Origin of the sequence: Blautia sp. MSJ-19 (assembly GCF_018918125.1) — a bacterium.
Taxonomy (GTDB): Bacteria; Bacillota; Clostridia; order Lachnospirales; family Lachnospiraceae; genus Blautia_A.
Genome location: NZ_JAHLQA010000007.1, coordinates 321,004 through 346,765 on the forward strand (window position 1 = coordinate 321,004; position 25,762 = coordinate 346,765).

At 44.1% G+C, this 25,762-nt stretch carries 25 protein-coding genes and 1 riboswitch; of the genes, 22 read left to right on the forward strand and 3 right to left on the reverse strand.

Annotated features, from left to right (window positions below):
* Positions 1-240: 240 nt before the first annotated feature.
* On the forward strand, positions 241-1,224 hold the full coding sequence (locus tag KQI91_RS04550) for a hypothetical protein (RefSeq protein WP_253288357.1): 984 nt from the start codon (positions 241-243) through the stop codon (positions 1,222-1,224).
* Positions 1,225-1,330: 106 nt separating this feature from the next.
* Here the strand turns inward: KQI91_RS04550 and nudC are convergent, their stop codons facing one another.
* Positions 1,331-2,179, reverse strand: a complete 849-nt coding sequence (gene nudC, locus KQI91_RS04555; protein WP_216391681.1) for an NAD(+) diphosphatase — start codon at positions 2,177-2,179, stop codon at positions 1,331-1,333.
* Positions 2,180-2,421: 242 nt separating this feature from the next.
* Positions 2,422-2,615: riboswitch (cobalamin riboswitch) on the forward strand.
* A 511-nt stretch (positions 2,616-3,126) separates the two neighbouring features.
* Here nudC and KQI91_RS04560 point away from each other — a divergent pair.
* Together KQI91_RS04560 and KQI91_RS04565 are read left to right on the forward strand one after the other, a co-directional pair.
* Entirely contained in the window at positions 3,127-3,489 is a 363-nt protein-coding gene (locus KQI91_RS04560) for a hypothetical protein (RefSeq protein WP_253288358.1), read from the forward strand.
* Between the two features lie 257 nt (positions 3,490-3,746).
* Positions 3,747-4,043: a cysteine-rich small domain-containing protein gene (locus tag KQI91_RS04565; protein WP_216391682.1), complete on the forward strand. Its 297-nt coding sequence runs from the start codon at positions 3,747-3,749 to the stop codon at positions 4,041-4,043.
* 723 nt (positions 4,044-4,766) lie between these two features.
* Here KQI91_RS04565 and KQI91_RS04570 read toward each other — a convergent pair.
* On the reverse strand, positions 4,767-5,480 hold the full coding sequence (locus KQI91_RS04570; protein ID WP_216391683.1) for a phosphatase: 714 nt from the start codon (positions 5,478-5,480) through the stop codon (positions 4,767-4,769).
* Positions 5,481-5,848: 368 nt separating this feature from the next.
* On the opposite strand from KQI91_RS04570, the gene KQI91_RS04575 reads away from it, so the two are divergent.
* The 16 genes from KQI91_RS04575 (at position 5,849) to KQI91_RS04650 (ending at position 20,445) form a co-directional block, all read left to right on the forward strand.
* Positions 5,849-8,368 (forward strand): glycyl radical protein, encoded by a 2,520-nt coding sequence (locus KQI91_RS04575; protein WP_216391684.1) that lies wholly within the window; start codon positions 5,849-5,851, stop codon positions 8,366-8,368.
* A gap of 150 nt (positions 8,369-8,518) precedes the next feature.
* Entirely contained in the window at positions 8,519-9,310 is a 792-nt protein-coding gene (locus KQI91_RS04580; protein ID WP_216391685.1) for a glycyl-radical enzyme activating protein, read from the forward strand.
* A gap of 192 nt (positions 9,311-9,502) precedes the next feature.
* Positions 9,503-10,375, forward strand: coding sequence for a class II aldolase/adducin family protein (locus KQI91_RS04585; RefSeq protein ID WP_216391686.1), 873 nt, complete (start codon positions 9,503-9,505; stop codon positions 10,373-10,375).
* Between the two features lie 41 nt (positions 10,376-10,416).
* Positions 10,417-11,805, forward strand: a complete 1,389-nt coding sequence (locus KQI91_RS04590; protein WP_216391687.1) for an aldehyde dehydrogenase family protein — start codon at positions 10,417-10,419, stop codon at positions 11,803-11,805.
* Positions 11,806-11,823: 18 nt separating this feature from the next.
* Positions 11,824-13,053, forward strand: a complete 1,230-nt coding sequence (locus KQI91_RS04595) for a zinc-binding dehydrogenase (protein ID WP_216391688.1) — start codon at positions 11,824-11,826, stop codon at positions 13,051-13,053.
* A 28-nt stretch (positions 13,054-13,081) separates the two neighbouring features.
* A complete protein-coding gene (locus tag KQI91_RS04600) occupies positions 13,082-13,396 on the forward strand; it encodes a BMC domain-containing protein (RefSeq protein ID WP_005427726.1) in 315 nt (104 codons plus the stop codon).
* A gap of 64 nt (positions 13,397-13,460) precedes the next feature.
* Positions 13,461-13,736, forward strand: a complete 276-nt coding sequence (gene pduA, locus KQI91_RS04605; RefSeq protein ID WP_022215767.1) for a propanediol utilization microcompartment protein PduA — start codon at positions 13,461-13,463, stop codon at positions 13,734-13,736.
* 37 nt (positions 13,737-13,773) lie between these two features.
* Positions 13,774-14,091 (forward strand): BMC domain-containing protein, encoded by a 318-nt coding sequence (locus KQI91_RS04610; RefSeq protein WP_216391689.1) that lies wholly within the window; start codon positions 13,774-13,776, stop codon positions 14,089-14,091.
* Positions 14,092-14,126: 35 nt separating this feature from the next.
* Positions 14,127-14,405, forward strand: a complete 279-nt coding sequence (locus KQI91_RS04615) for a BMC domain-containing protein (RefSeq protein WP_005427721.1) — start codon at positions 14,127-14,129, stop codon at positions 14,403-14,405.
* Between the two features lie 70 nt (positions 14,406-14,475).
* Positions 14,476-15,087 carry a phosphate propanoyltransferase gene (locus KQI91_RS04620; RefSeq protein ID WP_005427719.1) on the forward strand — a complete coding sequence of 204 codons (612 nt, stop codon included), beginning with the start codon at positions 14,476-14,478 and terminating at the stop codon, positions 15,085-15,087.
* Positions 15,088-15,167: 80 nt separating this feature from the next.
* Positions 15,168-15,434 carry a EutN/CcmL family microcompartment protein gene (locus KQI91_RS04625; protein ID WP_015542042.1) on the forward strand — a complete coding sequence of 89 codons (267 nt, stop codon included), beginning with the start codon at positions 15,168-15,170 and terminating at the stop codon, positions 15,432-15,434.
* A gap of 4 nt (positions 15,435-15,438) precedes the next feature.
* On the forward strand, positions 15,439-16,767 hold the full coding sequence (locus tag KQI91_RS04630) for a 4Fe-4S dicluster domain-containing protein (protein WP_216391690.1): 1,329 nt from the start codon (positions 15,439-15,441) through the stop codon (positions 16,765-16,767).
* A 16-nt stretch (positions 16,768-16,783) separates the two neighbouring features.
* Positions 16,784-17,332, forward strand: a complete 549-nt coding sequence (locus KQI91_RS04635) for a BMC domain-containing protein (protein WP_005427711.1) — start codon at positions 16,784-16,786, stop codon at positions 17,330-17,332.
* 34 nt (positions 17,333-17,366) lie between these two features.
* The gene (locus KQI91_RS04640) at positions 17,367-18,131 is read left to right on the forward strand and encodes a DeoR/GlpR family DNA-binding transcription regulator (RefSeq protein ID WP_216391691.1); all 765 of its coding nucleotides are present in this window, start codon (positions 17,367-17,369) and stop codon (positions 18,129-18,131) included.
* A gap of 25 nt (positions 18,132-18,156) precedes the next feature.
* Positions 18,157-19,308, forward strand: coding sequence for a 1-propanol dehydrogenase PduQ (locus KQI91_RS04645; protein WP_216391692.1), 1,152 nt, complete (start codon positions 18,157-18,159; stop codon positions 19,306-19,308).
* Positions 19,309-19,380: 72 nt separating this feature from the next.
* The gene (locus KQI91_RS04650; RefSeq protein ID WP_216391693.1) at positions 19,381-20,445 is read left to right on the forward strand and encodes a cob(I)yrinic acid a,c-diamide adenosyltransferase; all 1,065 of its coding nucleotides are present in this window, start codon (positions 19,381-19,383) and stop codon (positions 20,443-20,445) included.
* Between the two features lie 79 nt (positions 20,446-20,524).
* Here KQI91_RS04650 and KQI91_RS04655 read toward each other — a convergent pair whose 3' ends face one another.
* Positions 20,525-21,373, reverse strand: a complete 849-nt coding sequence (locus tag KQI91_RS04655) for an AraC family transcriptional regulator (RefSeq protein ID WP_216391694.1) — start codon at positions 21,371-21,373, stop codon at positions 20,525-20,527.
* 201 nt (positions 21,374-21,574) lie between these two features.
* Here KQI91_RS04655 and KQI91_RS04660 point away from each other — a divergent pair, with 201 nt between their 5' ends.
* From KQI91_RS04660 to KQI91_RS04670, 3 genes are all read left to right on the forward strand, one after another.
* The gene (locus KQI91_RS04660) at positions 21,575-23,371 is read left to right on the forward strand and encodes an L-fucose isomerase (protein ID WP_216391695.1); all 1,797 of its coding nucleotides are present in this window, start codon (positions 21,575-21,577) and stop codon (positions 23,369-23,371) included.
* Between the two features lie 224 nt (positions 23,372-23,595).
* Complete coding sequence (locus KQI91_RS04665; RefSeq protein ID WP_216391696.1) at positions 23,596-24,666, forward strand: hypothetical protein; 1,071 nt, start codon at positions 23,596-23,598, stop codon at positions 24,664-24,666.
* 189 nt (positions 24,667-24,855) lie between these two features.
* A complete protein-coding gene (locus tag KQI91_RS04670) occupies positions 24,856-25,761 on the forward strand; it encodes a hypothetical protein (protein WP_216391697.1) in 906 nt (301 codons plus the stop codon).
* Position 25,762 lies beyond the last annotated feature (1 nt).

Consider the following 25,762-nt stretch of genomic DNA (forward strand, 5'->3'; position numbering starts at 1 on the left):
CTCCATTGAATATGAAACAGTAATTAGTACGGAACAGCTTTGATGATGCTACTATACCATGCGCGGGAGAAAAAAGATATGTCCTTGATACTAAAAAACAAAGATAAATTTATATAATATATATTATGAATAATAAAGAACTTGAAAGGAAGCAGAGAAAAGAATTGTAAAGCGCAGATTAGAATGCTAATATATTCTTATACAAAAGAATAAATCCCGGTTCCCTGGAGAGGAGAAATCATGCGTGATGAGACGAGGCTGGATGTATATACAGCTGGAGTAACCGGTGCGGAGTATGATGCAGGTATGAAACAGCTCATGAGTAATAAGGAGATTATTATTCCTATCCTGCAAATGACAGTGCCGGAGTTTAAAACGTGCTCACAGGAAGAGATTTTACAGTGTCTGGATATTTCTTCCATTACAAAAGATGATTTCGTCAGTGATGTACCAAAGATAGAAAAGAACCTGAGATTAACAAAAGAAGATAGTGAATTGTCTTCTCTTGTGGAGAAACTGGTGCGGTTTGATATTCGGTTTAAAATAAAAAATCCCCGGTTGTCTACAGAAGAGATACGGGTCAATTTACATATTGATATGGAGGCACAGAAAAGCTACCGTCCGAGTAATCCTTCATATCCTATATTAAAACGTGCAGTATATTATGCTGCCAGAGATCTGTCTTCTCAGCTAAACAGTATTACACAGACTACGGATTATTCGAAACTGGAAAAATGTTATTCCATATGGATCTGTACGGAGGACATACCAAAGAAGCTACAGAATACACTGACAGAATATTCTTTTTCGAAAAAGGATATCATAGGAGTAGCAGATGAACCAGAGGAGGATTATGATCTCTTAACAGTGATTGTTATCCGACAGGGAAAGAAAACAGAAGAAAAAGGAATATTTGACTATCTGAACGGACTTTTTACCTGTGATATAAACAAGATAGAGAAATATTCATACATAAAGTGGTCAGAGCCATTTCAGGAGGAGGTGAGCGAAGTGGCAGGGTTTGGAGATATGATTTATGAAAGAGGAATGCGTGCAGGAAAACAGGAGGGAATACAAAAAGGAATACAACAGGGACGTCATGAGGGAATGATTCTTGGAGCACTTATGAGTGGGAAAACTCCGGAAGAGGTTTCTGATATGCTGAATTTACCGTTGGAGGAAATAAAAAAGGTTCAGGAACAGCAGATGGCCGTGAACAAATAACGAAAGTAAATTACTGATATGAAGTAATAGGGAATTGGGAAAAGTATAATATGATAGTCTGAACGTGGTGCCTGGTTAAAAAACAGATACCACGTTCTTGTATTTTTTATCTTGGCTCTTTTCCGGCAGCGAAGACCATCATCATTTCATTGGTAAGGCTGCTGTCGGTGTCCTGACCGATAATTTTGTCACGTTCAAACCACTGGGCTACGGACAGCTCTTCGTGATCCACCGTGAGTGTATCATCCCCGTCTACATCACAGAAAAAGCCAAAGAGCAGGGTGCCGGAGAAGGACCACGGCTGGCTTTTATAATAACGAAGATTTTTGACTTTGAGGCCGACTTCTTCCATAACTTCTCTGTGCACGGTCTCTTCAATCGTTTCCCCAATTTCTGCAAAACCGGCAATCAGAGCATATTGTTTAAAACTTCTGCCTTCATATTTGGAGCAAATGATTTTGTCACCGTTTGTGATTCCGACAATCACAGCCGGCATAAGTACCGGGTATTCCTGACGACCGCAGGAAGGGCAGTACATCATGCGTTCTTTGGTGTCGTGCTTCATTGGATTTCCGCAACAGCCACAGAAACGGCGGTTCCTGTACCAGAACCAGAGCTGATATCCGGTGATTGCAGCAAAAGCAAGATACTGCGGTTCTACATAACGAAGCTCTCTGTTTTCGTGGAATTCATAGCCTGGCAGCAGAGAAGTATCCAGCCCCGGAATCAGATAGAAACGTTCTTCGTCAATTGAAAAAAGATAAATATAGTTTTCATATAGATCGCTTACGTTTCCTTCTAATTCGCGAAAACGAGGAAGAGTGATAGAATCCTTGTTTTCTGTTTTATGGAAGAAACTCTTTCCGTTTTCATAAGCGAGAATGATGCTGCTTTCATCCGGAGCAACTGGTTTATATTCATTGTGATAAGTGTGCGGTGCAATATCCTGTATCATAAGAAACCTCCTTAAAATAGAGTGTAGTTGATTATCTGGTAAGAATCTGCGTTTACTGCTTTATCAGACTGTATTCAGTATAGGGGAGGTGTTTGGAAAATGCAAGAGAGGAGTTGGCATTACATAGGAGGTTATGATAATTGAAAAATGTAATACCAAAATAAAATGATAAAAATTTGACAAAATGCTGTGCGGGTTATTGACAGCACAGAACCTTCGTGTTATTATAATGCCAGTATAATTCCATATTGAACATATGAAGTGCTGACTGTAATCCGCGTAGCAGTCAGAAGAGGGAATCAGGTGCAAGTCCTGAGCGATCCGGTCACTGTAACAGAGGAGCGACTTTTCGATATCCCATTGTACGATAGTATGAGAAGGGGAAAGGAAGCGATGATCCTGAAGTCAGGAAACCTGCTTTGTATGGCGAGGTTAAACTTCCGTGTAAAGTGTAACAACCAACTTAGGGTATCCGCAACCCCAAGCGTTGTCTGCTGATTGGAAGCAGGCATTTTTTTATGGAATTCGCCTGTTCGTATGAATTATACCTATGTGTATCGTGGTAGCCGCCACGTACATAAACCCTTAAAGGGTATGATTAAATGGCAGGCGGTACTACTCCGGATGCATTCGTTCCCTCCGCATATATGAACGGATTCATTGTCTACCCCGGAGCAGTATCGCAAATCCTCTAAATAAGTCTCGAAGATGACCAGTTCGGCAGTGCCGTGACTGGATTTTTTTATATATAAGTCGTTTATGGAAACTGTTTATGAGGTGTTTATTCAGATATGATTGTTATTGTCGAATTCTGAGAGAATTTTACGATGTTTTTTTGTTGCCTTACAGAGAGAAAAATGATAATTTGCAATTAACAGAATACATGTTGTGCGAAAACTGGAAGATTAATGCAGAAAGTGAATTATACATAATATGAAAGAGGCATAATGAAAAAACTAAAAATTATTACAGATAATTATGGAAATAATGTGGTGATTCTACCGAACATCATATTTAATAATAAACAGAATATCGATTGGAATGAGGTTGAATGTTACCTTCAAAGGTATGTTGGAGAACTTGTTGAAGTAATTAAAACAAAGGATAAAATTTATATTGGAAATAAATTTCCTGATGAATATAGCAGTTCAAAATATACGAGAAAAATGCGAGGTGCCAGAGCGAAAGCCAAGGCAAATGCCGCGCAGGGAATCAGAGAAATGGTAGAGATAGCGACAGAAAAAACATTTCGTCAAAATCATAAAGAAAAACATTGTGGGATGCTCAGAACGGATGGTATTATTACATAACGAGATTTGCAATACCGATTTATGATAACGAAAAAAATACAGGGGAATATAGTATTTATTCAGCGAGTCTTGTCGTAAATCGGACATCTGGGAATAAGATGTATCTTTATGATATAGTGAATATAAAAAAAGAAGCGAGTAACCCACTCAAGACTGAATAGCCAAGTGGTACAAAACCGCTTCTAGAATGTTATGATATCATACAAAAAGATGAAATGTCAATAATAAAAAAGTATTGATTATAATGAGGTGTAAAGATGGAGAAACCATACTGGGAAGGAAAACACTACGCTTTTTTCAGCAACAAAGAATGTGAATATTTTCCATGCCATGCGGGTGCAGATCCGGAGAATTTCAATTGTCTGTTCTGCTATTGTCCGCTGTATGCGCTGGGCGATAAATGCGGTGGAAATTTTAAATTCACAGACAAAGGAATCAAAGACTGTACAAACTGTCAGCTGCCGCATAAGGCACAGAATTACGGTTACGTGACAGGGAAATACAGCGAGCTGGCGGAACTGATGAAGAAGATACGAGAAAGCGGAATGGAATAAGATACGCTGACGATAAAGATGCATAATCAGTTTTTAAATGAATATCCGCTCCGTTTACTGAACACGCTGCGTTTCCGAATTTCATACATGCGCTTATTAGCGATTGCTCCGCATAACTCGCTGTCGCTCAGACAGATGCTCCACAACCGCAGCTAGCATGTATGAAATTTACGGAAGCCTTGCTGAGTTCTGTAAACGGAGCGGATATTCTTCTAAGAAGGCAGATGTGTTTTAGCTGATTACGGATATAATGATACTTTACCATTGAATATTCTCGTTCACTTATCAGTTCCGCTTCCCCACAACCGGGAAGGCCTCGCCCGACAGCGGTCGAAGACCGCGGCCCACCGCCGGGGTGTGGTGGCACCACAAAGATGATACGCCTCCGAGAGAAAAATAAATAATCCGATATATAGAAAAAGAACAACATCCAATTTGCAGAATTCAAGATCTGGCTATAGTTGAAATCTTCTATACACAGAAAAAGAAACAGCTGTCCAAATAAGTTGACCTTGCAAATTTCCGTAGATTCTGACTGCGCTAATGATGGCTGCGTTGCTCTGTCTGAGCACCGTCAGGTGCGAGTTTGCAAAAGCAGTCATCCATAGATGCGCGGGAAGAATCCGGAAATGCCGCGTGTCAACGAATTGGATAGCTGTTCCTTTTTCGTCATATGACACAAATTAAGCAACTGTTCCTTTTTCGTTATATACTATTCTTTATTTATCTCTCACTCAGTATCATCTTCAACCGAGGAATATTATTATTCAGTATCATTCCCTCCGGAAACATCATCTCATGCACAAACTCCGCCCCGTACGTAAAATCCCCGATATGTTCCGCTCCATGACTGTCGCTTGACAGCACGATCGGAATCTCATACTTCATACAATACTTCAGAATCTCCCGGTTATTTGCCCTTGTGTCTCCGCGATATCCATATGGCGCGAGCGAAGCTTCATTAATCTCAAAAATAACCCCATTCTCTTTAGCTCCGACTGCCAGCGTTTCATAATCCACTGGAAAAGCCGGATTGTCACAATGTCCCAGAACCTTTACGCATGGATGCGTCATGGCATTCAGATAAGCACTCGTATTTTCTTTGACAGTTCCGCTCCTGTAATTTTGTGCATGCATACTTGCAATTGCATAATCCAGTTCATCCAACAGCTCATCATTCAGATCCAGATGCCCGTCGATGTCCAGAATATTCAATTCTGCTCCAAAAAGCAGCTCGATTCCGAATCTTTTTTTCGGTGCATAAGTCAGACTGCGGAAATAAGAAGAAGTTCCCGCAGCAAGAGTGCCCGGACCATGATCCGTGATACCGAGCAATTTCAGGCCTTTTTTTGAAGCAGCTTTTGCCATATCGGAAATTGTACAGATGGTCCCGTGACCACTTGCGATTGAATGTGTATGTATATCAGAAAGATACATGCTGTTCCCTCCTCCAGATGTAAAAAATCAACAGCTGTTTTTATTTTACAGTTATAAAAAGCATGCAAAAACCTTATAAAATCCAGTATGGCAGTCAAAACCACAAAAGTCAATCCAAAAATCACATTCCAAATAAAAACCAACACAAAACAAACAAAAACCACAATAAAAACCTCATAAATAATCCTTAAATAATGTTGGATTTTGTTGACATGAAGAACGCCATAAGGTATAATGTTTCTATATGAATCGTGGCGTTCCAGCGCCTTATGATTTGCGTTGCATATCAAAGGAGGTGCCAGTGGCACGTCCGCTGATACATATGAGATATGGCGTTTGAGACACCATAAGAAAGGAGAAGTGTGGAGATGTTTAATACCACAGATGTTCCAAAGTCCTCCAGGATTCCGAAACTGATCGAAGCGCTTTACGCAAACATGCCAGTTATCGAATCTGCCAGAGCAAAGCTGATTACTGAGTCATACAAGGCTACCGAAGGACAGCCGATGATCACAAGACGTGCGGAAGCTTTTGCTCACATTCTCCGTAACATTCCGATCATCATTCGTGATAATGAACTGATTGTTGGAAGCAGTACGATCGCACCGAGAGGATGTCAGACTTTCCCGGAATTTTCCTACCAGTGGCTGGAGGATGAACTGGACACAGTTGCTACAAGGACCGCGGATCCATTTTACATTGCAGAAGAGACCAAGCAGGAGTTAAGAGAAGTACACAAATACTGGAAAGGCAAAACTTCCAGTGAACTTGCTACATCCTATATGTCTCCGGAAGCAATCAAAGCAATCGACCATAATATTTTTACGCCAGGAAACTATTTCTACAATGGCGTCGGACATGTAACTGTTAAATATGAAGAAGTTCTTGCAATTGGTTATAAGGGAATCATTGACAAGGCACAGGCTGAACTTGATAAATGTCAGGTTGGAGATGGAAATTATGCAAAGAAATCTCATTTTCTCAATGCAGTGATTCTTTCCTGCCAGGCAGTTATTGAATATGCGGAGCGTTATGCAGAACTGGCTTCGCAGATGGCAGCAGAGTGTACAGATCCTGTACGTAAACAGGAACTGCTTCAGATTTCTCAGAACTGCAGCCGTGTGCCGGCAAACGGAGCGACCAGCTTTTATGAAGCATGCCAGTCCTTCTGGTTTGTACAGCAGCTCCTTCAGGTTGAATCCAGTGGACATTCTATTTCACCTGGACGTTTTGATCAGTATATGTATCCTTATTATAAAGCTGACCTTGATAAAGGCATTATCACCAGAGAATCCGCACAGGAACTTCTGGACTGCATCTGGGTCAAACTGAATGATCTGAACAAATGCCGTGATGCTGCATCAGCAGAGGGATTTGCAGGCTACAGCCTTTTCCAGAATCTGATCGTCGGAGGTCAGGACAAATACGGCAATGATGTCACAAACGATCTTTCTGTTATGTGTATTCTTGCATCTATGCATGTACATCTGCCGATGCCATCTCTTTCCATCCGTGTATGGAACGGATCTCCGCATGAACTGCTGATCAAAGCAGCTGAGCTTACCAGAACAGGTATCGGACTTCCGGCTTACTATAATGATGAGGTTATTATTCCGGCACTGCAGAACAGAGGTCTGACTCTGGAAGATGCGCGGGAGTACAATATCATCGGATGCGTAGAACCACAGAAAGCAGGCAAGACAGATGGATGGCACGATGCTGCATTCTTCAATATGTGCCGCCCGTTGGAACTGGTATTTTCCAATGGTATGGATAAAGGTGAACAGGTTGGCCTTCAGACAGGCGATGTCACCAAGATGACTACTTTCGAAGAATTTTATGATGCATACAAGAAACAGATGGAATACTGCATTTCTCTTATGGTCAATGCAGACAATGCAATCGATGTGGCGCATGCAGAACGTGTACCGCTTCCGTATGAATCCTGCATGGTAGATGACTGTATCAGCAGAGGACTTTCTGTTCAGGAAGGCGGAGCAATCTACAACTTTACCGGCCCGCAGGGATTCGGTATTGCAAACATGGCAGATTCCCTGTATGCGATCCGCAAGCTTGTATACGAAGAAAAGAAAGTTTCCATGGAAGAATACAGAGAAGCACTGGCATGGAACTATGATAAAGGACTGGACACACAGTCTGTTTCTGACATTACAGAAATGATCCTCAAAGGTATGCAGGAAGGCGGCATGGCGATCAATACCGATGTAGCCAAAGCAGTTATGCAGACCATTATGAGACTGAAACCGACCGAAGAACAGGTACGCAGATTTACAGAGATCCATCATATGATCGATGAAGTTCCGAAGTTCGGAAATGCAATTGATGATGTGGATTATTTTGCGAGAGACGTAGCTTATACATATTCCCGTCCGCTGGAAAAATATCAGAATCCACGTGGAGGACGTTATCAGGCGGGACTTTATCCGGTATCAGCAAACGTACCGCTTGGCGGACAGACAGGTGCGACTCCGGACGGACGTTATGCACATACACCGGTTGCAGATGGCGTTTCTCCATCCGCGGGCAAAGATGTCAACGGTCCGACAGCGGCAGCAACATCTGTTTCCAGACTGGATCACTTCATTGTATCCAACGGAACACTGTTCAACCAGAAGTTCCATCCATCCGCACTGGCTGGTCGCGAGGGACTGGAAAAATTCGTTGCACTGATCCGCACGTTCTTTGATCAGAAGGGAATGCATATGCAGTTCAACGTTGTTGACAGAGAAACCCTGCTTGATGCACAGAAACATCCGGAAAATTATGCACATCTGGTTGTTCGTGTCGCCGGTTACAGTGCACTGTTTACAACACTGTCCAGATCCCTTCAGGATGATATTATCAGAAGAACTGAACAAGGATTTTGATTACAAATGTAGCTGCGCGACAGATTACAGAGGCATCTGTGTTGTGCTTGCACATAAGCAGATGAATCTGTAATCTGGCATGGGGATACTTCCCTCAACCGAGATGAAACGAAGTGGAATCGAGGCTGACGCAGCGAATGAGGAAATTATATGGATTATTTACAGACAAAAGGTCGCATTTTTGATATCCAGCGTTACTCAGTCCATGATGGTCCGGGGATCCGGACGATCGTATTTCTGAAAGGCTGTGTGCTCAGGTGTCGATGGTGCTGTAATCCGGAGTCTCAGGAATACAAGATTCAGACAATGAAGGTTCTGGGAGAAGACAAAGTGATTGGCAGGGATGTCACCGTAGAAGAGATGATTCAGGTGGTTGAACAGGATCGTCCGTACTACTGGCGCTCCGGAGGGGGACTTACCCTCTCAGGAGGAGAGAGCCTCTGTCAGCCGGAATTTGCCAGAGATCTGCTCAGAGCGGCAAAGGAGCGAGGAATCAACACAGCACTTGAAAGCATGGCGTGTGCTCCGTTCGAGACGATCGAGACGATCCTGCCATATCTGGATCTGTATCTGATGGACATCAAACACACCAATCCGGCAAAGCACAAAGAATTTACCGGCAGACCGAATGATCTTATGATGGAAAATGCACGAAAAGTTGCACTTTCCGGTAAATGTAAACTGATCATCCGTGTTCCGGTCATTCCGACTTTTAATGATACGGTAGAAGAAATCCGGGGAATTGCTGCTTTTGCGGATACACTTCCTGGAGTGGAACAACTTCATCTTCTTCCATATCACAGACTGGGACAGGATAAATATACCGGACTCGGAAGACCATATTTAATGGAAGGGATTCTTCCGCCGACACCGGAACATATGCAGACACTGAAAAAAGCCGCAGAATCAGTAAGTTCTTTACGTGTACAAATTGGCGGATAATGCAGAAAACAACAAAAACAACATTTTTATCACAATAAAAACAACATAAAACAACGATAAATTCTTGACAATCTAGTACATAAGGAGTAAAATCTCCTTAGAAATAAAATAAAACCCATGCGGCTGTCCGGAGACCTGCCAACAGGTAGAAGAATAGCTGCAAAACCAAATTGCTTTAGGAGGAAAATAAGCATGGTAAACGAATTTGAAATCAAAAAACAGATCTGTGACATCGGAAGACGTATCTACAACCGCAACATGGTTGCAGCAAACGACGGAAACATCTCCGTAAAACTGAATGACAATGAATTCCTCTGCACACCAACAGGTGTATCCAAAGGATTCATGACTCCGGAGTTCATCTGTAAAGTAGATGCTCAGGGTAACGTAATCCAGGCTAACCCGGGATTCAAACCATCTTCTGAGATCAAAATGCATATGAGAGTATATCAGAAGAGACCAGACGTAGGATCTGTAGTACATGCTCATCCGATTTATGCTACATCCTTCGCTATCGCTGGTATCCCGCTTACACAGCCGATCATGCCAGAAGCAGTTATCGCTCTTGGATGCGTTCCGATCGCTGAATACGGTACACCTTCCACAATGGAAATTCCGGACAACCTTGAAAAATATCTTCCATACTTCGATGCAGTTCTTCTTGAGAACCACGGAGCTCTTACATGGAGCACAGACCTGAACGCTGCATACATGAAGATGGAATCTGTAGAATTCTATGCACAGCTGCTGTATCAGAGCAAACTGCTCGGCGGACCGAAGGAATTCGACAAAGAAAACATCAAAAAACTGTATGAGATCCGTCGTAAATTTGGTATGCCTGGAAAACATCCTGCAAACCTCTGCCAGAACAAAGACGGCGTAAACTGCCACAACTGCGGTGGAGCATGCCACAGCCAGGAATACAAACAGTTCCCGGGATATCAGTATGATTTTGTTGGAAGCGATGCACCTGCAGAAGCTCCGGCAGCTACAACAGCTAACGCTGATGCAGAACTGGTTGCAAACATCACAAAACAGGTTATGGCTCAGCTCGGACTGAAATAATCCATCTAAATAAGTGGTAGACATTAAAGGAGGACAATCTCATGCCAATTAGTGAGAGCATGGTACAGGATATTGTACAGGAAGTAATGGCAAAAATGCAGATTGCAGATGCTCCGACAGGAAAACATGGCGTTTTCAAAGAAATGAATGACGCGATCGAAGCTGCTAAGAAATCAGAACTGATCGTAAAGAAAATGTCCATGGATCAGAGAGAAAAAATCATCACCTGCATCCGTAAAAAAATCAAAGAAAATGCAGAAGTTATGGCTCGTATGGGCGTTGATGAAACAGGAATGGGTAACGTAGGAGACAAGATCCTGAAACATCATCTGGTAGCAGATAAGACACCTGGTACAGAAGACATCACAACAACTGCATGGTCAGGAGACAGAGGACTGACTCTGATCGAGATGGGACCGTTCGGTGTAATCGGTGCGATCACACCATGTACCAACCCGAGTGAAACAGTACTCTGCAATACAATCGGTATGCTGGCTGGCGGAAATACAGTTGTATTCAACCCGCATCCGGCAGCAATCAAGACCTCTATCTTTGCAATCAACCTGGTAAACGAAGCTTCTCTGGAAGCCGGCGGACCGGACAATATTGCAGTAACAGTAGAGCATCCTACTCTTGAAACAAGCAATATCATGATGAAACATAAAGATATCCCGCTGATCGCAGCAACGGGCGGCCCTGGCGTTGTTACAGCAGTTCTTTCCTCCGGTAAGAGAGGAATCGGAGCTGGTGCAGGTAACCCACCGGCAGTTGTTGACGAAACAGCTGATATCCGTAAAGCAGCACAGGACATCGTAAACGGATGCACATTCGACAACAACCTTCCATGTATCGCAGAGAAAGAAGTTGTAGCTGTATCTTCTGTAGTTGATGAACTGATGCATTACATGCTGACAGAAAACGACTGCTACCTGGCTTCAAAAGAAGAACAGGACAAATTAACAGAAGTTGTTCTGGCAGGCGGTAAACTGAACCGTAAATGTGTAGGTCGTGATGCAAGAACACTTCTTTCCATGATCGGAGTAAACGCACCGGCAAACATCCGCTGCATCATCTTTGAAGGACCGAAGGAACATCCGCTGATCACAACAGAGCTTATGATGCCAATCCTTGGAATCGTAAGAGCAAAAGATTTTGATGATGCTGTAGAACAGGCTGTATGGCTTGAACATGGCAACCGTCATTCAGCACACATCCATTCCAAGAATGTTGACAACATTACCAAATATGCGAAAGCAATCGATACTGCAATCCTTGTTAAGAATGGCCCGTCCTATTCCGCACTTGGATTCGGTGGAGAAGGATATTGTACATTCACGATCGCAAGCCGTACAGGTGAAGGTCTTACAAGTGCAAGCACCTTTACAAAGAGAAGACGCTGCGTAATGTCTGACAGCCTTTGCATTCGCTAATCAGGAGGAAATATTAAAATGGATATGAACAATGTAAATATTGAAGAAATCGTTAAACAGGTACTTTCCGGAATGACCGGTACAGCACCTGCTCAGACAGCAGCACCTGCTGCAGCAGCTCCGGCTCAGGGCGGAATCCCGAAAACAGCAAGAGTTGCAATGATGACAGAAAAGAAACACTTCGAACTGCAGGAATATCCGCTTCCGGAAGTTGGAGACGACGATATCCTTGTTAAAGTAGAAGGCTGTGGTGTTTGTGGTACAGACGCTCACGAATACAAAAATGACCCGTTTGGTCTGATCCCGGTTGTTCTCGGACACGAAGGAACTGGTGAGATCGTTGCCATGGGTAAAAACGTTAAAGTAGATACAGCTGGAAAACCGGTTAAGATCGGTGATAAAGTTGTTACATGTATGATCTTCAAAGATGATCCGGAAATCACAATGTTCGACCTCAACAAGAAAAATGTTGGCGGAGCTGATGTTTACGGACTTCTTCCGGATGATGATGTAAAATTCAACGGATGGTTCGCTGATTACATCTTCATCAGAGGTGGAAAATTCGGTTCCACATTCTTCAACGTAAGCGATCTGGATCTGGATTCCCGTATCCTCATCGAGCCATGTGCAGTACTTGTACATGCAGTTGAAAGAGCAAAAACAACAGGTATCCTGAAATTCAACAGCAGAGTTGTGGTACAGGGATGTGGACCGATCGGTCTGATCTGTATCGCAGTTCTTCACACCATGGGTGTTCAGAACATCTGCGCAGTAGATGGAAACGCAAAACGTCTTGAATTTGCTAAGAAGATGGGTGCTAATGCAACTGTTGACTTTACACAGTTCCAGGGCATCGAAGCTCTTACAGAAGGTGTTAAAGCTGCTCAGGACGGACATCTTGCAGACTTTGCATTCCAGTGCACAGGTAACCCGCATGCACATGCAAACATCTACAAATTCATCCGCAACGGTGGTGGACTTTGCGAACTTGGTTTCTTCATCAATGGTGGAGATGCAACCATCAACCCGCACTTCGACCTTTGCTCCAAAGAAATCAACCTGGTTGGTTCCTGGGTATACAACCTCAGAGACTATGCTACAACATTTGATTTCCTGAAGAGAGCAAAAGCAATCGGACTGCCGATGTCTGATCTGATCACACACAAATTCCCGCTTGAGCAGATCAACGAAGCACTTGAAACAAACCTGGCAATGACTGGACTTAAGATTGCCGTAGTAAATAAATAATCCGATCCGGAAATAAAGGAGAAGCAAAATGGCAGAAGCTGTAGGAATTTTGGAAGTATTTGGGCTGGCAACAGCCTTCGTAGCGGCAGATGCAGGATGCAAGGCAGCGAATGTCCGCCTGGAGGTGTTCGATAAGAACAAACCTGCAAATGCTGACAGCCTGCCAGTACCGCTTCTGGTATGCATCAAATTCCGCGGAAGCGTCGAAGACGTAACCGCCGCTGTGGAAGCAGGAATGGCAGAAGCAAACCGGAGAACTGGTGTAGTGCAGCACTACGTAATACCGAATCCGACCGAGGATACGGTAAAGATGCTGAAAATCAGTGCCCTGGATAAAAGCTGACAGCTGATATCCCTGGCATAAATATTGGTATAATTAATGAACAATGATTCAGGAGGAAGAAACAATGGCACAGGAAGCTTTAGGAATGGTTGAGACCAGAGGACTGACAGCAGCAATCGAAGCAGCAGATGCAATGACAAAAGCAGCAGAAGTAGCACTGGTAGGAACAGAAAAAATCGGATCCGGACTGGTAACAGTTATGGTTCGCGGTGATGTCGGAGCAGTTAAAGCTGCAGTAGAGAGCGGAAGCGCAGCAGCATCCAGACTCGGTGAGCTGGTTGCTACACATGTAATTCCGAGACCACACACAGACGTAGAAAAAATTCTTCCAAAGATCTGATAAGTTACATATATATCTTATCTAAAGGAGTTCGCTCATGAGTAAAGCATATGGTTTTATTGAAATCACAGGTGTTGTAGCCGCAATCAATGCGCTCGATATCATGTGCAAAACTGCAGACGTTGAGCTGGCGTCATGGGAACGTAAGCTGGGCGGACGACTGGTAACTCTTATTGTAGAGGGCGATGTATCAGCGGTAACCGAAGCAGTGGATGCTGCAGTGGCCAACGCAATTAAGAAACCGGCGAGTTATGCAGTAATCGCACGACCACACGAGGAGATTGTCAAACTCGTGGAGTTAAGTGCAAGCCGTTGGAAGAAGAAAACTGACGAAACAGAACAGGAAAATAAATAATCAATTTTTCATTTATCCACAAGGAGGAAACAATCATGACACAGGAAGCTTTAGGAATGGTAGAAACAAGAGGACTTACAGCAGCAATCGAAGCAGCTGACCAGATGTGCAAAGCAGCTAACGTAGCACTGGTAGGAACAGAAAAAATCGGATCCGGACTGGTAACAGTTATGGTTCGTGGAGATGTAGGAGCTGTTAAATCTGCAGTAGAAAGCGGAAGCGCAGCAGCATCCAGACTTGGAGAACTTGTTGCTACACATGTAATCCCGAGACCACACACAGACGTAGAAAAAATCCTTCCGGTACTGAAATAATTAAATTTCCTGAAAACGGAAGAAAGCAGGTGTAATCTTGGAATCAAAAAACATCGAACTGATCACAAAGATGGTCATTGATGCCATCAATCAGTCTGAAGACAAAGGCAATGGCTTTATGGTTCCAATCGGTGTTTCTGCAAGACACGTTCACCTGACACAGGAGCACGTAGAAGCTTTATTCGGACCAGGATATCAGCTCACCAAGAAAAAAGATCTTATGGGCGGACAGTTCGCATCAAACGAAACTGTTACAATCGTTGGTCTGAAGCTTCGTGCAATCGAGAAAGTTCGTGTTCTCGGACCAGTCAGAAGTGCAACACAGGTTGAAGTATCTGCTACAGATGCTATCAAACTTGGAATGAATGTTCCGGTACGTATGTCCGGAGATATTGCAGGAAGCGCACCGATCGCAATCGTTGGACCGAAGGGTGCCATCTATCTCAAAGAGGGATGTATCGTGGCTATGCGCCATATCCACATGTCTCCGAAGGATGCACAGGCAGCCGGCGTGAAAAACGGCGATATCGTTTCTGTCAAAGCAGATAATGAGCGCGGAACAATCTTTAATCATGTTGCAATCCGTGTAGACGACAGCTTTACACTGGAAATGCATATTGATACAGATGAAGCGAATGCAGCAAAGATTGCCACAGGCAATACAGTTACCATCATAAAGTAAATAATTCCTCTGAATCAGCCGGTGGTGTGAGCACCACCGGCATAGAGGGGTTACAGCAATAACAATGCGGAGGCACACACATGATAGTAGGTAAAGTAGTTGGAAGTATCGTTTCCACTCGTAAAAGTGACAAGTTGATAGGACAGAAATTCATGATCGTGGAGCCGGTGCATCATATGAAAACTGACTTATCCCAGATCGTAGCGATCGATATCATCGGAGCGGGAATCGGGGAATATGTGTTGGTGGCACAAGGAAGCGCAGCGAGAATTGGCTGCGGCGAAGAAACAGCACCGATCGATGCGGCAATAGTCGGAATCGTCGATGATGGTGCAGGATTGGAGTAACGCCATGGAAATCAAAGATTTACAGAAAATTATGCAGGACAATGGTGTTGTAGGTGCTGGTGGTGCCGGATTCCCGTCATATGCCAAGCTTACAGACAAGGCGGACACAATTCTTATGAACTGTGCCGAGTGTGAACCATTGCTGAAACTTCACAGACAGTTACTTGAGAAACATGCATATGAGATCATGAAAACATTCCATACAGTTATGGAGACCGTAGGTGCTTCACAGGCTATCATCGGAATCAAGAGATCTTATGTACAGACGATCAGGGCACTGCAGCAGCACATTGAAGAATTCCCTGGTCTGAAACTTCATCTTCTTGATGAAGTATATCCGATGGGTGATGAAGTTGTGCTGATCTATGAAGCTACCGGACGCGTTTGCAGACCTGGCGGACTGCCGATTGAGCAGGGCGTCATCGTATTTAACGTAGAGACCATCTACAATGTATATCAGGCAATGGAATCCCAGAAGCCGGTTACAGAAAAATACGTATCAGTCGTAGCAGAAGTTGAACATCCGGTTACAGTAAAAGTACCGCTTGGATGTACATTAGATGAGGTAGTCGCACAGGCTGGCAATATCACAACCAAAGATCCTGTTTACTTTGTAGGCGGCCCGATGATGGGACGCATTGGCAGCGGAGCAGATCCGGTGACCAAAACAACAAATGCAGTTCTTGTTCTCCCACGCGATCATCAGATCGTTATGAAGAAACAGAGAACTTCAGCAATCGATTTAAAACGCGCAGCATCTATCTGCTGCCAGTGTAATACCTGTACGGACCTTTGTCCGAGACATAACCTGGGACATCCGATCGATCCGGCCCGCTTCATGAGAGCAGCATCTGCCGGAGACTTCAGAGATGTAAATCCATACATCAACGCTTCATTCTGCAGTTCCTGCGGTGTATGTGAGATGTATGCCTGCCCACAGAGTCTGGCACCAAGAACACTTCTTGCAGACATGAAGGGTGGACTTCGTAAAGCAGGTATCAGACCTCCTCAGGGAGTACAGCCGGTACCGGTACAGCCTTCACGAGAATATCGTAAGGTTCCGGAAGAACGTCTGATGGCTCGTTTGGGACTGACAAAATACGATAAGGATGCACCGATGGATGAGAACGTAGTTCCGGTATCCAAGGTTAAGATCCTTTTAAGCCAGCATATCGGCGCACCGGCACAGGCAATTGTGAAAACAGGCGACATGGTAACCAAAGGACAGATGATCGCACAGCATGCAGACGGATTAAGCGTCAGCATCCATGCAAGTATCTCTGGTAAAGTAACTGAAGTAACAGACCGCCACATCATAATTGCAGCAAAGTAGAAAGGACGTGCAGAAAATGAGTAAAGCAATCGGAATGATTGAATTTAAAACCACTGCCACAGGTATCACAGCAGCGGATGCCATGGTTAAGACATCTGAAGTAGAGATCGTCGAGGCACAGACCGTATGTCCGGGAAAATATATTGCAATTATCACAGGCGATTTAAGTGCAGTAAAAGCAGCTGTTGACGCTGCAGTAACTACTTACGAGGACAAATGCATCGACAGTTTTGTACTTGGTAATCCTCATGAGTCTCTCTTCCCGGCTATGTATGGAACAACACAGATTGAGGGAATCAGCGCTCTGGGAATCCTTGAGACTTATGATGCAGCTTCTATCATCGAAGCAGCAGACCAGGCAGCAAAAACAGCAATCGTAGATGTTATCGAGTTACGTATTGCAAAAGGTATGTGTGGAAAATCCTACATGCTTCTTACAGGAGAAGTTTCAGCAGTAGAAGCTTCCATCGAAAAAGCAAAACAGCTTGTGGCATCCAAGGGAATGTACCTGGATTCCTCAGTGATCGCTCATCCGGATCAGAGAATGATCGATTCTATTCTTTAATTAAAATAAATGTTCTCAAAAGGGGGCAAAGTAAATGCTGGCATTAGAAAGACGGAATTTGATTCTTGAGAAATTACAGGCTGAAAAACGAGTCGTCGTAAGCGAACTCAGTCAGCTCTATGAAGTTTCTGAAGAAACAATACGCCGTGACCTGGACAAGCTTGAAAAAGAAGGACTTGCTACCAAAAGCTACGGTGGGGCTGTCATAAATGAAGATGTAAGCATAGACTTGCCCTTTAATATTCGAAAAAACCAGAATGTAGGCGGAAAGCAGAAGATGGCGGAAATCGCCGCTTCGCTGGTGCAGGAAGGCGACCATATTTTTCTTGATGCGAGTACTACGGCAGTGTTTGTTGCCAAAGCACTCAAAGAGAGAGAACGTCTTACTGTGATCACGAATTCTATGGAGATCCTTCTGGAACTTTCCGATGTATCCGGCTGGAATATCATTTCTACCGGCGGAGTCATGAAAGAAGGATATCTCGCATTTCTTGGATCCAGAACAGAGGATGTGATCCGGTCCTATTATGTGGACAAGGTCATCATTTCCTGCAAAGCACTGGATCATGAATGGGGTATCATGGAGTCACAGGAAGCTTTTGGTACCACCAAGAAAGCCATGATCGCATCTGGCCGCGAAAAGATTCTGGTAGTTGACAGTACAAAATTTGATCAGACCGCATTTTCCGTTGCAGGAAAACTGCGGGATATAGATGTGGTCGTAACAGACAGGAAGCCCTCCGAGAAGTGGCTGGCACATTTTGCCGATGAGGGTATAGTGTGCAGATATCCTGAATAACGATCATAGAAAAGGAGCAACAGATATGAAGACCTTTGGAATGAAAACTGTCATTCATTTTGGAGACAACGCACTGGATCGCCTGAGAGAGATACCATACAAGAGAGTACTCATCATTACGGATCCATTTGTAGTGCAGAGCAAGATGATTGACCTGATTACAGAGCCTTTGGCAAAGGGCGGCATTGAATACGACATTTTCCATAATGTAGTACCGGATGCACCTGTGGATAAGATAGCAGATGGTGTCAAAAAATTCCTGAGCTACCAGCCGGAAGCAGTTATTGCTGTAGGTGGAGGTTCCGCTATTGACTCCTCCAAGGCAATTCGAGAGTTTGCACTGAAGATCAACCATTACAGCGACGTTGGTCTGATTGCCGTTCCTACTACAAGCGGAACTGGTTCAGAGGTTACATCCTTTGCGGTCGTAAACGATACCGAAGCCAAGGTAAAATATCCACTTGTTTCATCAAGCCTGACAGCAGATGAGGCGATTCTGGATGCAGAATTAGTAAAAAGTGTACCACCGGCTATCACAGCAGATACCGGAATGGATGTTTTCACCCATGCACTGGAATCTTACGTAAGTACCGACCATAATGAATTTTCAGCAGCACTTGCAGAAAAAGCAATGGAAATCTGTGGAGTATTCCTCCTGAGAGCTTATCTTGACGGAAGCGATATGCATGCAAGACAGAAGATGCACGTTGCATCCTGCCTGGCAGGTCTTTCTTTCAACACAGCCGGACTTGGAATCACACACAGTATGGCACATCAGCTTGGAGCACAGTTCCATATTCCTCATGGAAGAGCAAATGCAATGCTTCTGCCACATATTGTAGAGTTTAACGCAAACATCAATAAGAGAAGCAGAAGTCAGAAGACATATCTTCCGTCTGTAGACAGATATGCGTCTGTTGCACATATTCTGGGACTGAGCAATTACAACCAGGTAATGAGTGTGCGTTCTCTCGTAAACTGGATTCAGTTTATGCAGAAAGAAATGAATATTCCTATGACGATTCAGGAGATTGGAACAATCAGCCCGGATGAATATTTCGGTGCGATTGACAGAATGGCAGATGCGGCTCTTGCGGATGCCTGCACACCTACCAATCCTAGAACCCCGACCAAGGAAGATATCATGAAGATTTACAAGAAACTCTGGTCCTTCTAAAAGAAGATCAGAAGTAAACTATGACAGGGTTACTGTGAATGAAATGAGCAGTAACGATCAGGAGATGCCCGAATGAACATTTACAGCAAAAATGGAGATAAAGGGACAACCAATCTTGTCCATACAAAGAATGTCTCAAAATCCGATGACCGCGTGCAGTTGGTTGGTGATATGGATGAACTGAATAGTTATCTGGGACTGGTTAAGACCATGCTCCAGGATACAGAGGCAGTTCAGACTGTTGAGAAGATTCAGTCGACATTGCTTGTGATCACAGATGGTGTGGCAGATCCTTTTAACAGGGAATATAAGGTAGACGATGACAGAACTGAATTCCTGGAAGCGGAGATTTCCCGTCTGGAGGAGATGATTCCTTACAATGAGAAGCAGATACTTCCGGGACAGTGCCGTCTGTCGGCGGAGATAGATGTGGCACGGAGTGTTGCAAGGAGAGCGGAAAGAGCACTTGCAGCGGTCAGTGTAAAATTTGGTGCAGATAATGGTGCCAAGAAATATATGAATCGTCTGGCGGATTATCTTTATATGCTTGCCAGATATGCGGATGTGCAAAATGAGGAAAAACCGGCCGTCAAGGTGGATAAAACTTCAGAAATCACGTCCACAGGTGGAAAAGATGAGGTCAGAACCATGGCAGAAAACCAGAATCAGTCAGGAACAGTCAATGAGGCTGTTATTCAGGAAGTTTTAAAGAGAATGGGGATTCAGGGAAGAATCACACTTGCCAGTGCGAAGCGCCTGATCGACAAGATCGAACAGGAAGCAGAACGACGCGGCAAAAAAGCAGTGATCGCTGTCTGTGGTCCGGATGGAAATCCGATTGCGGTTCATGTAATGGATGGCGCATTTCTGGTCAGCTTTGATGTGGCAACAAAGAAAGCTTATACTTCTGTTGCAGTCAAGATGTCTACAAAAGAATTAAGCGTTCTTGCCCAGCCGGGTGGAACCTTCTATGGCGTAGACAAGATGGATGGTGGTAAGATCGTGATCTTTGGCGGTGGTGTGCCACTCAAAGTCGGCGATACTATTATCGGTGGTCTTGGAATCAGCGGTGGTACCGGTGAAGAGGATCACAGCCTTGCTGAATATGGATTATCCGTACTGAATGAAGTTTTGTAATATAAATACTTCAAATCTGATAATAAAATAAGAGCTCTGGAGACTTACATGAGTGAGTTTCCGGAGCTCTTTTTACGCACTATGCTTTTTTATATTTTCCGGGGGTGATCCCTTTATACTTTTTAAAAGTACGGATAAAGTAACTCAGATCATTGAAGCCGTTTCGGTAAGCAATCTCCGTGATCGAGTCATCGGTGGTCGATAACTGGTAACATGCTTGTTCGATCCGCTGATGGTTCAGGTAATCCATCGGTGTCTGGTGTGTCATTTCGGAGAAGAAACGGCAGAAGTATTTCGGTGACATGGATACCGAAGCCGAAAGCTGCTGAAGCGTCAGAGGGGATGCATAATTATGCTCAATGAAATCCAGGACCTGTTTCAGCTGCAGGATTCTCTTATAATCACGCCGTGCGCGTGTAACGCTTTCCAGATAGTAATGATTACCAAAAACCAGACCGAAAAAGTGGTAAAATTGTCCAAGCACAGACAGCTCATAACCCATAGGCTTCTTCCAGAGAGCATCAAAAAGTGTGTTTACAGTTGCACAAATGTCTGCATATTTTGGAGTAAAGTGGTGGTAGATCAGGATTTCCTGATGAATGATCTTTTGCATGTAACCGGCGCAGACGGAGTTGTTTTTCAAAAAAGCGTTACCGTCGAAAACGATGCACTGATAGACACAATCCTCGGGAATTCCGCTGTGAAGGATTCCGCTGTGCACAAAAATGACATCTCCGGTATTGGCTGTGAAACTTTTTTCGTCTAAAGTGACGGTAAGAGAACCCTCGAGAATACGGATGATTTCATATTCTACATGCCAGTGATAAGACATCACATAGCGGGGATGGTTCTGATCGATGTGATGAAATTCAAATGGAAAGTCGTAAGTCCCTCTTAAACGGTCCTCGTTGCGGTCCAGATCGTGCAAAATAAGTCCCTCCTTATCGCGAGTTCACAGATTTTTTACAAAATAATTAAAAAAAGTGAATATTGTCCTGTTTTTTGCTATTATATCACAAGTAATTGCTGCTTGGCAAATGTATACTAGGAAACATAGGAAACAACGAAGTTTTTTGGTGAAAACTTCTTGAACAACAATGTACTTAATAAAATGGAGGTAATAAATATTATGGCAAAGAGCAGATTAATCGGAAGCTATCCAGTAATCGGTATCAGACCTACCATCGATGGACGTAGAGGAGCCCTCGATGTAAGAGGATCTCTGGAAGACCAGACAATGAACATGGCAAAATCCGTTGCCAAATTATATGAGGAGAACCTGAGATACTCCAACGGTGAACCGGTTAAAGTTGTTATCGCTGATACAACGATCGGACGTGTTGGTGAAGCAGCAGCTTGTGCTGATAAATTCAGACATGAAGGTGTTGATATCACTGTAACAGTTACACCTTGCTGGTGCTACGGTGCAGAAACAATGGATATGGACCCACAGACAATCAAAGCTGTATGGGGATTCAATGCAACAGAAAGACCTGGTGCTGTATACCTTGCATCCGTTCTTGCTACACATGCACAGAAAGGCCTTCCGGCATTCGGTATCTACGGACATGAAGTTCTGGACGCTGACGACACAGAAATGCCAGAAGACGTTAAAGAAAAAATGTTAAGATTCGGTCGTGCAGCAGTTGCAGTTGCAACTATGAGAAACAAATCCTGGCTGCAGATCGGTTCCGTTACAATGGGTATCGGCGGATCTATCATCGACCCGGATTTCATCGAATCCTACCTTGGAATGCGTGTAGAATCTGTTGATGAAGTTGAAATCATCCGTCGTATGACAGAAGGCATCTATGATCATGATGAATTCGAAAAAGCTCTGAAATGGGCTAAAGAAAACTGCACGATTGGATTCGACAAGAACCCGCCGGAACTGCAGATGACAGAAGAGCAGAAAGAAGAGCAGTTTGAATTCGTAGTTAAGATGGCTGTTATCATCCAGGAACTTATGAATGGATGCGACAACCTTGATCCTAAATTCTCTGAAGAAGCAATCGGACACAATGCGATCGCAGCTGGTTTCCAGGGACAGAGACAGTGGACAGACTTCTATCCGAACGGTGACTTCGCAGAAGCTATGCTGAATACTTCCTTCGACTGGAACGGAGCCAGAGAGCCATACATCCTTGCTACAGAGAACGACGTACTGAACGGTCTTGGAATGCTGTTCATGAAACTCCTTACAGGACGTGCTCAGATGTTCGCAGACGTTCGTACATACTGGAGTGCAAACGCTGTTAAACGTGTTACAGGATACGATCTTGAAGGCGTTGCCAAAGAAAACGATGGTATCATCCATCTGATCAACTCTGGTGCATGCTGCCTTGACGCTTCCGGTGTTGTCAAAGATGAAAACGGCGAAGGCATCATGAAAGAATGGTGGAATGTAACAGAAGAAGATCAGAAAGCTATCATGAAAGCTACTACATGGAACGCAGCTGACAACGGATACTTCCGTGGCGGCGGATTCTCTTCCAGATTTGAAACAAGAGCTACCATGCCGGCTACAATGATTCGTCTGAACCTTGTTAAAGGCCTTGGACCGGTTCTTCAGATCGCTGAAGGATGGACTGTAGAGCTTCCGGAAGATGTATCTGATACACTTTGGAAACGTACAGACTACACATGGCCATGCACATGGTTCGTACCGAGATGCGATGGCAAAGACGGTGCATTCAAATCCGCTTACGATGTAATGAACAACTGGGGCGCTAACCATGGAGCAATCTCCTATGGACATATTGGTGCAGACCTGATCACAATGTGCTCTATGCTGAGAATCCCGGTATGCATGCACAACGTACCAGAAAAAGATATCTTCCGTCCGGCAGCATGGAATGCATTCGGAATGGAAAAAGAAGGTGCAGACTTCCGCGCTTGCAAGAACTACGGACCTCTGTACAAATAATAAAACAGGCTTTTCTCATAAATGCCATGATATAGCAAAGACCCCGGAAAGATTTCCGGGGTCTTTGTGTGATATGCGGATATGTGTCGAAAAACTTCTGCTTTTTATTGGTTTTTATAGCAAAAAAGGATTATCATTGCACCGAGTCTGTGGTATGATAGTCTAAGATAAAATGAAGTGTGAAAAATGCAGGAATATACGGGAGTGAAGGAGATAGGCATAAAATGAAAAAAATCGCAAAAAGTCTTCTGGTCATGCTGCTGGGCTTTATGATGAGTGTGAATGTCATGGCAGATGCGCAGAACGGCAAAACAGAACCGGATTACAAAACAGATTATTATATGATCGTAGAATCCAAAGATGGAGGAATCGACCTCTATTCACAGCCGGATTTCAATTCTACAAAGCTGAATGATGAGCAGATTCCCAATGGAACCGCATTACACATAGAAGGCGAAGTTGAGGATACTGAGAACGACCGTACATGGGGGTATGCACAATATCATGGAATGTATGGCTATGCGTCACTGGATGAATGCCGTCCGGCAGAATCCCGACAGGAAGCGATTGAATCAGAACTTTATATTGCCGGCAAAGACCAGGTAAATTATAATGCCGACTATGATGTAAAGGCCTATGCAGAAGAAGGTTCACAGAAGCTTTATCAGGGGCCTGGAACAAAGTACGGAGAAGTTCCGGGAGTACGTGACATTGCAAATGGAGAGACACTTCATATTACAGAAGATGCACAGATGGTGGATGGAAGTTACTGGGGTGTGACTACCGTAGATGGTACAGAAGGCTGGATGGATCTTCAAAAAACAGAAGAATGGCAAAAAGAACATTCGGAAGCTCAGGAACAGAATGTGGATGCAGTGGCAGTGACAGAGGAGGCAACAGGTAATCCACAGCTGAGTACGACACCGGAACCAACTGCAACTCCAGTCGTGACTGTAACACCGACTGCAGAGCCGACGGCAACCCCGGAACCGACTGCAACTCCTACAGTGACCCCGGAACCGACGACCACACCGACAGTTACCCCGGAGCCAACTGCTACGGCTACTCCGGCGGCGACGGCAACCCCGGAAGCAACGGATACACCGACTGTTACAGCAGAACCGACAGAGACTCCGGAAGCAACGGCGACAGACGAGGCAGACAGCAAACAGGCATCCGGACAGAATGTAAAAGCTGCGGAGACAAAATGGTATCAGATGCCATTTGTATGGATCGCAGCAGTAGCGGTAATTGTAGTGGCAGGTCTGCTGATCTATCATAACAAAAAGAAATGATCAGGATAAATAACAGAAAATAAGCCAGATTATAAAAGGGAAGAACGACAGGAAGACATATAAAAAGTTTTCCTGTCTTTTTTACATGAAATTGAGAAAAATCGGTTAGAATGATGCATTGATGAACAGACGTGAATATGATATATTATTGTATAAAGGATTTTATGCGCTAAAGCAGAAGACAAGGAGGTGTCAGCTATTTCTGATGAAAAGAATCAGACTGACCATGTAAGTAAAAAGAAGCTGAAAAGCAGGCTTACAACCGGCACATTCGCATTGCTCATTGCATTGCTCGCGGTCGTTTCGGCAAGTTATGCCTGGTATGTATATAATACCAGCCGGCATACCACAAAGGTCCGTATGGCAGCAGGTGCAGGGGTGAATCTGCAGATCAGCAATTCATATAATGGGACTTATGGTTCAGCAGCCGTGCTGGAGAGTTTTTCCGGACGACTGAATCCCGTATCTACCAACCGGATCAGCGGCGGTTTTCAGAAGGTTCTTGGATTTACCAATGGCACAGAAAACCAGTCCAATCTGGTGGCCAGCCTTTTTGGCAAAGGCGATTACAGTGATTACTATCAGACAAGCCTGTTTCTGAGGACAAACGGAAATCCGACAGACATTTATATCTCGGACATCGGATTTGAGGACAGTGATGAGACAAAACCAATCTCATCAGCAATTCGTGCCGGGTTTGTGGTACATAGCGCAGGGCAGAATCAGCCAACGGAAGGTGAATATATTTTTGCCATCAGTGACAAGAAGAATCCGGAGGCAGATTATAACACAGCGACAGGACAGGAAGGCGATGTACTGGACTGCACCAAAACAGATGGAACTACAGTAACTTTTACACCATATACTTCAGATGCATATTGTACATATGACCAGAGTACAGGAGAAGTTACTTTAAAAAGCAATTCCCTGAAATTATGTACGATATCAGGACAGAATGGTTCCGCAGGACAGTCGGTCCAGATCGATCTTTATATCTGGCTGGAAGGCTGTGATGAGGACTGTACAGCCAATCTCAGCAGCCAGACACTGAAGAATCTTTCAGTGTCCTTTGCAGGAGTTGTAAAAAACACCTGAA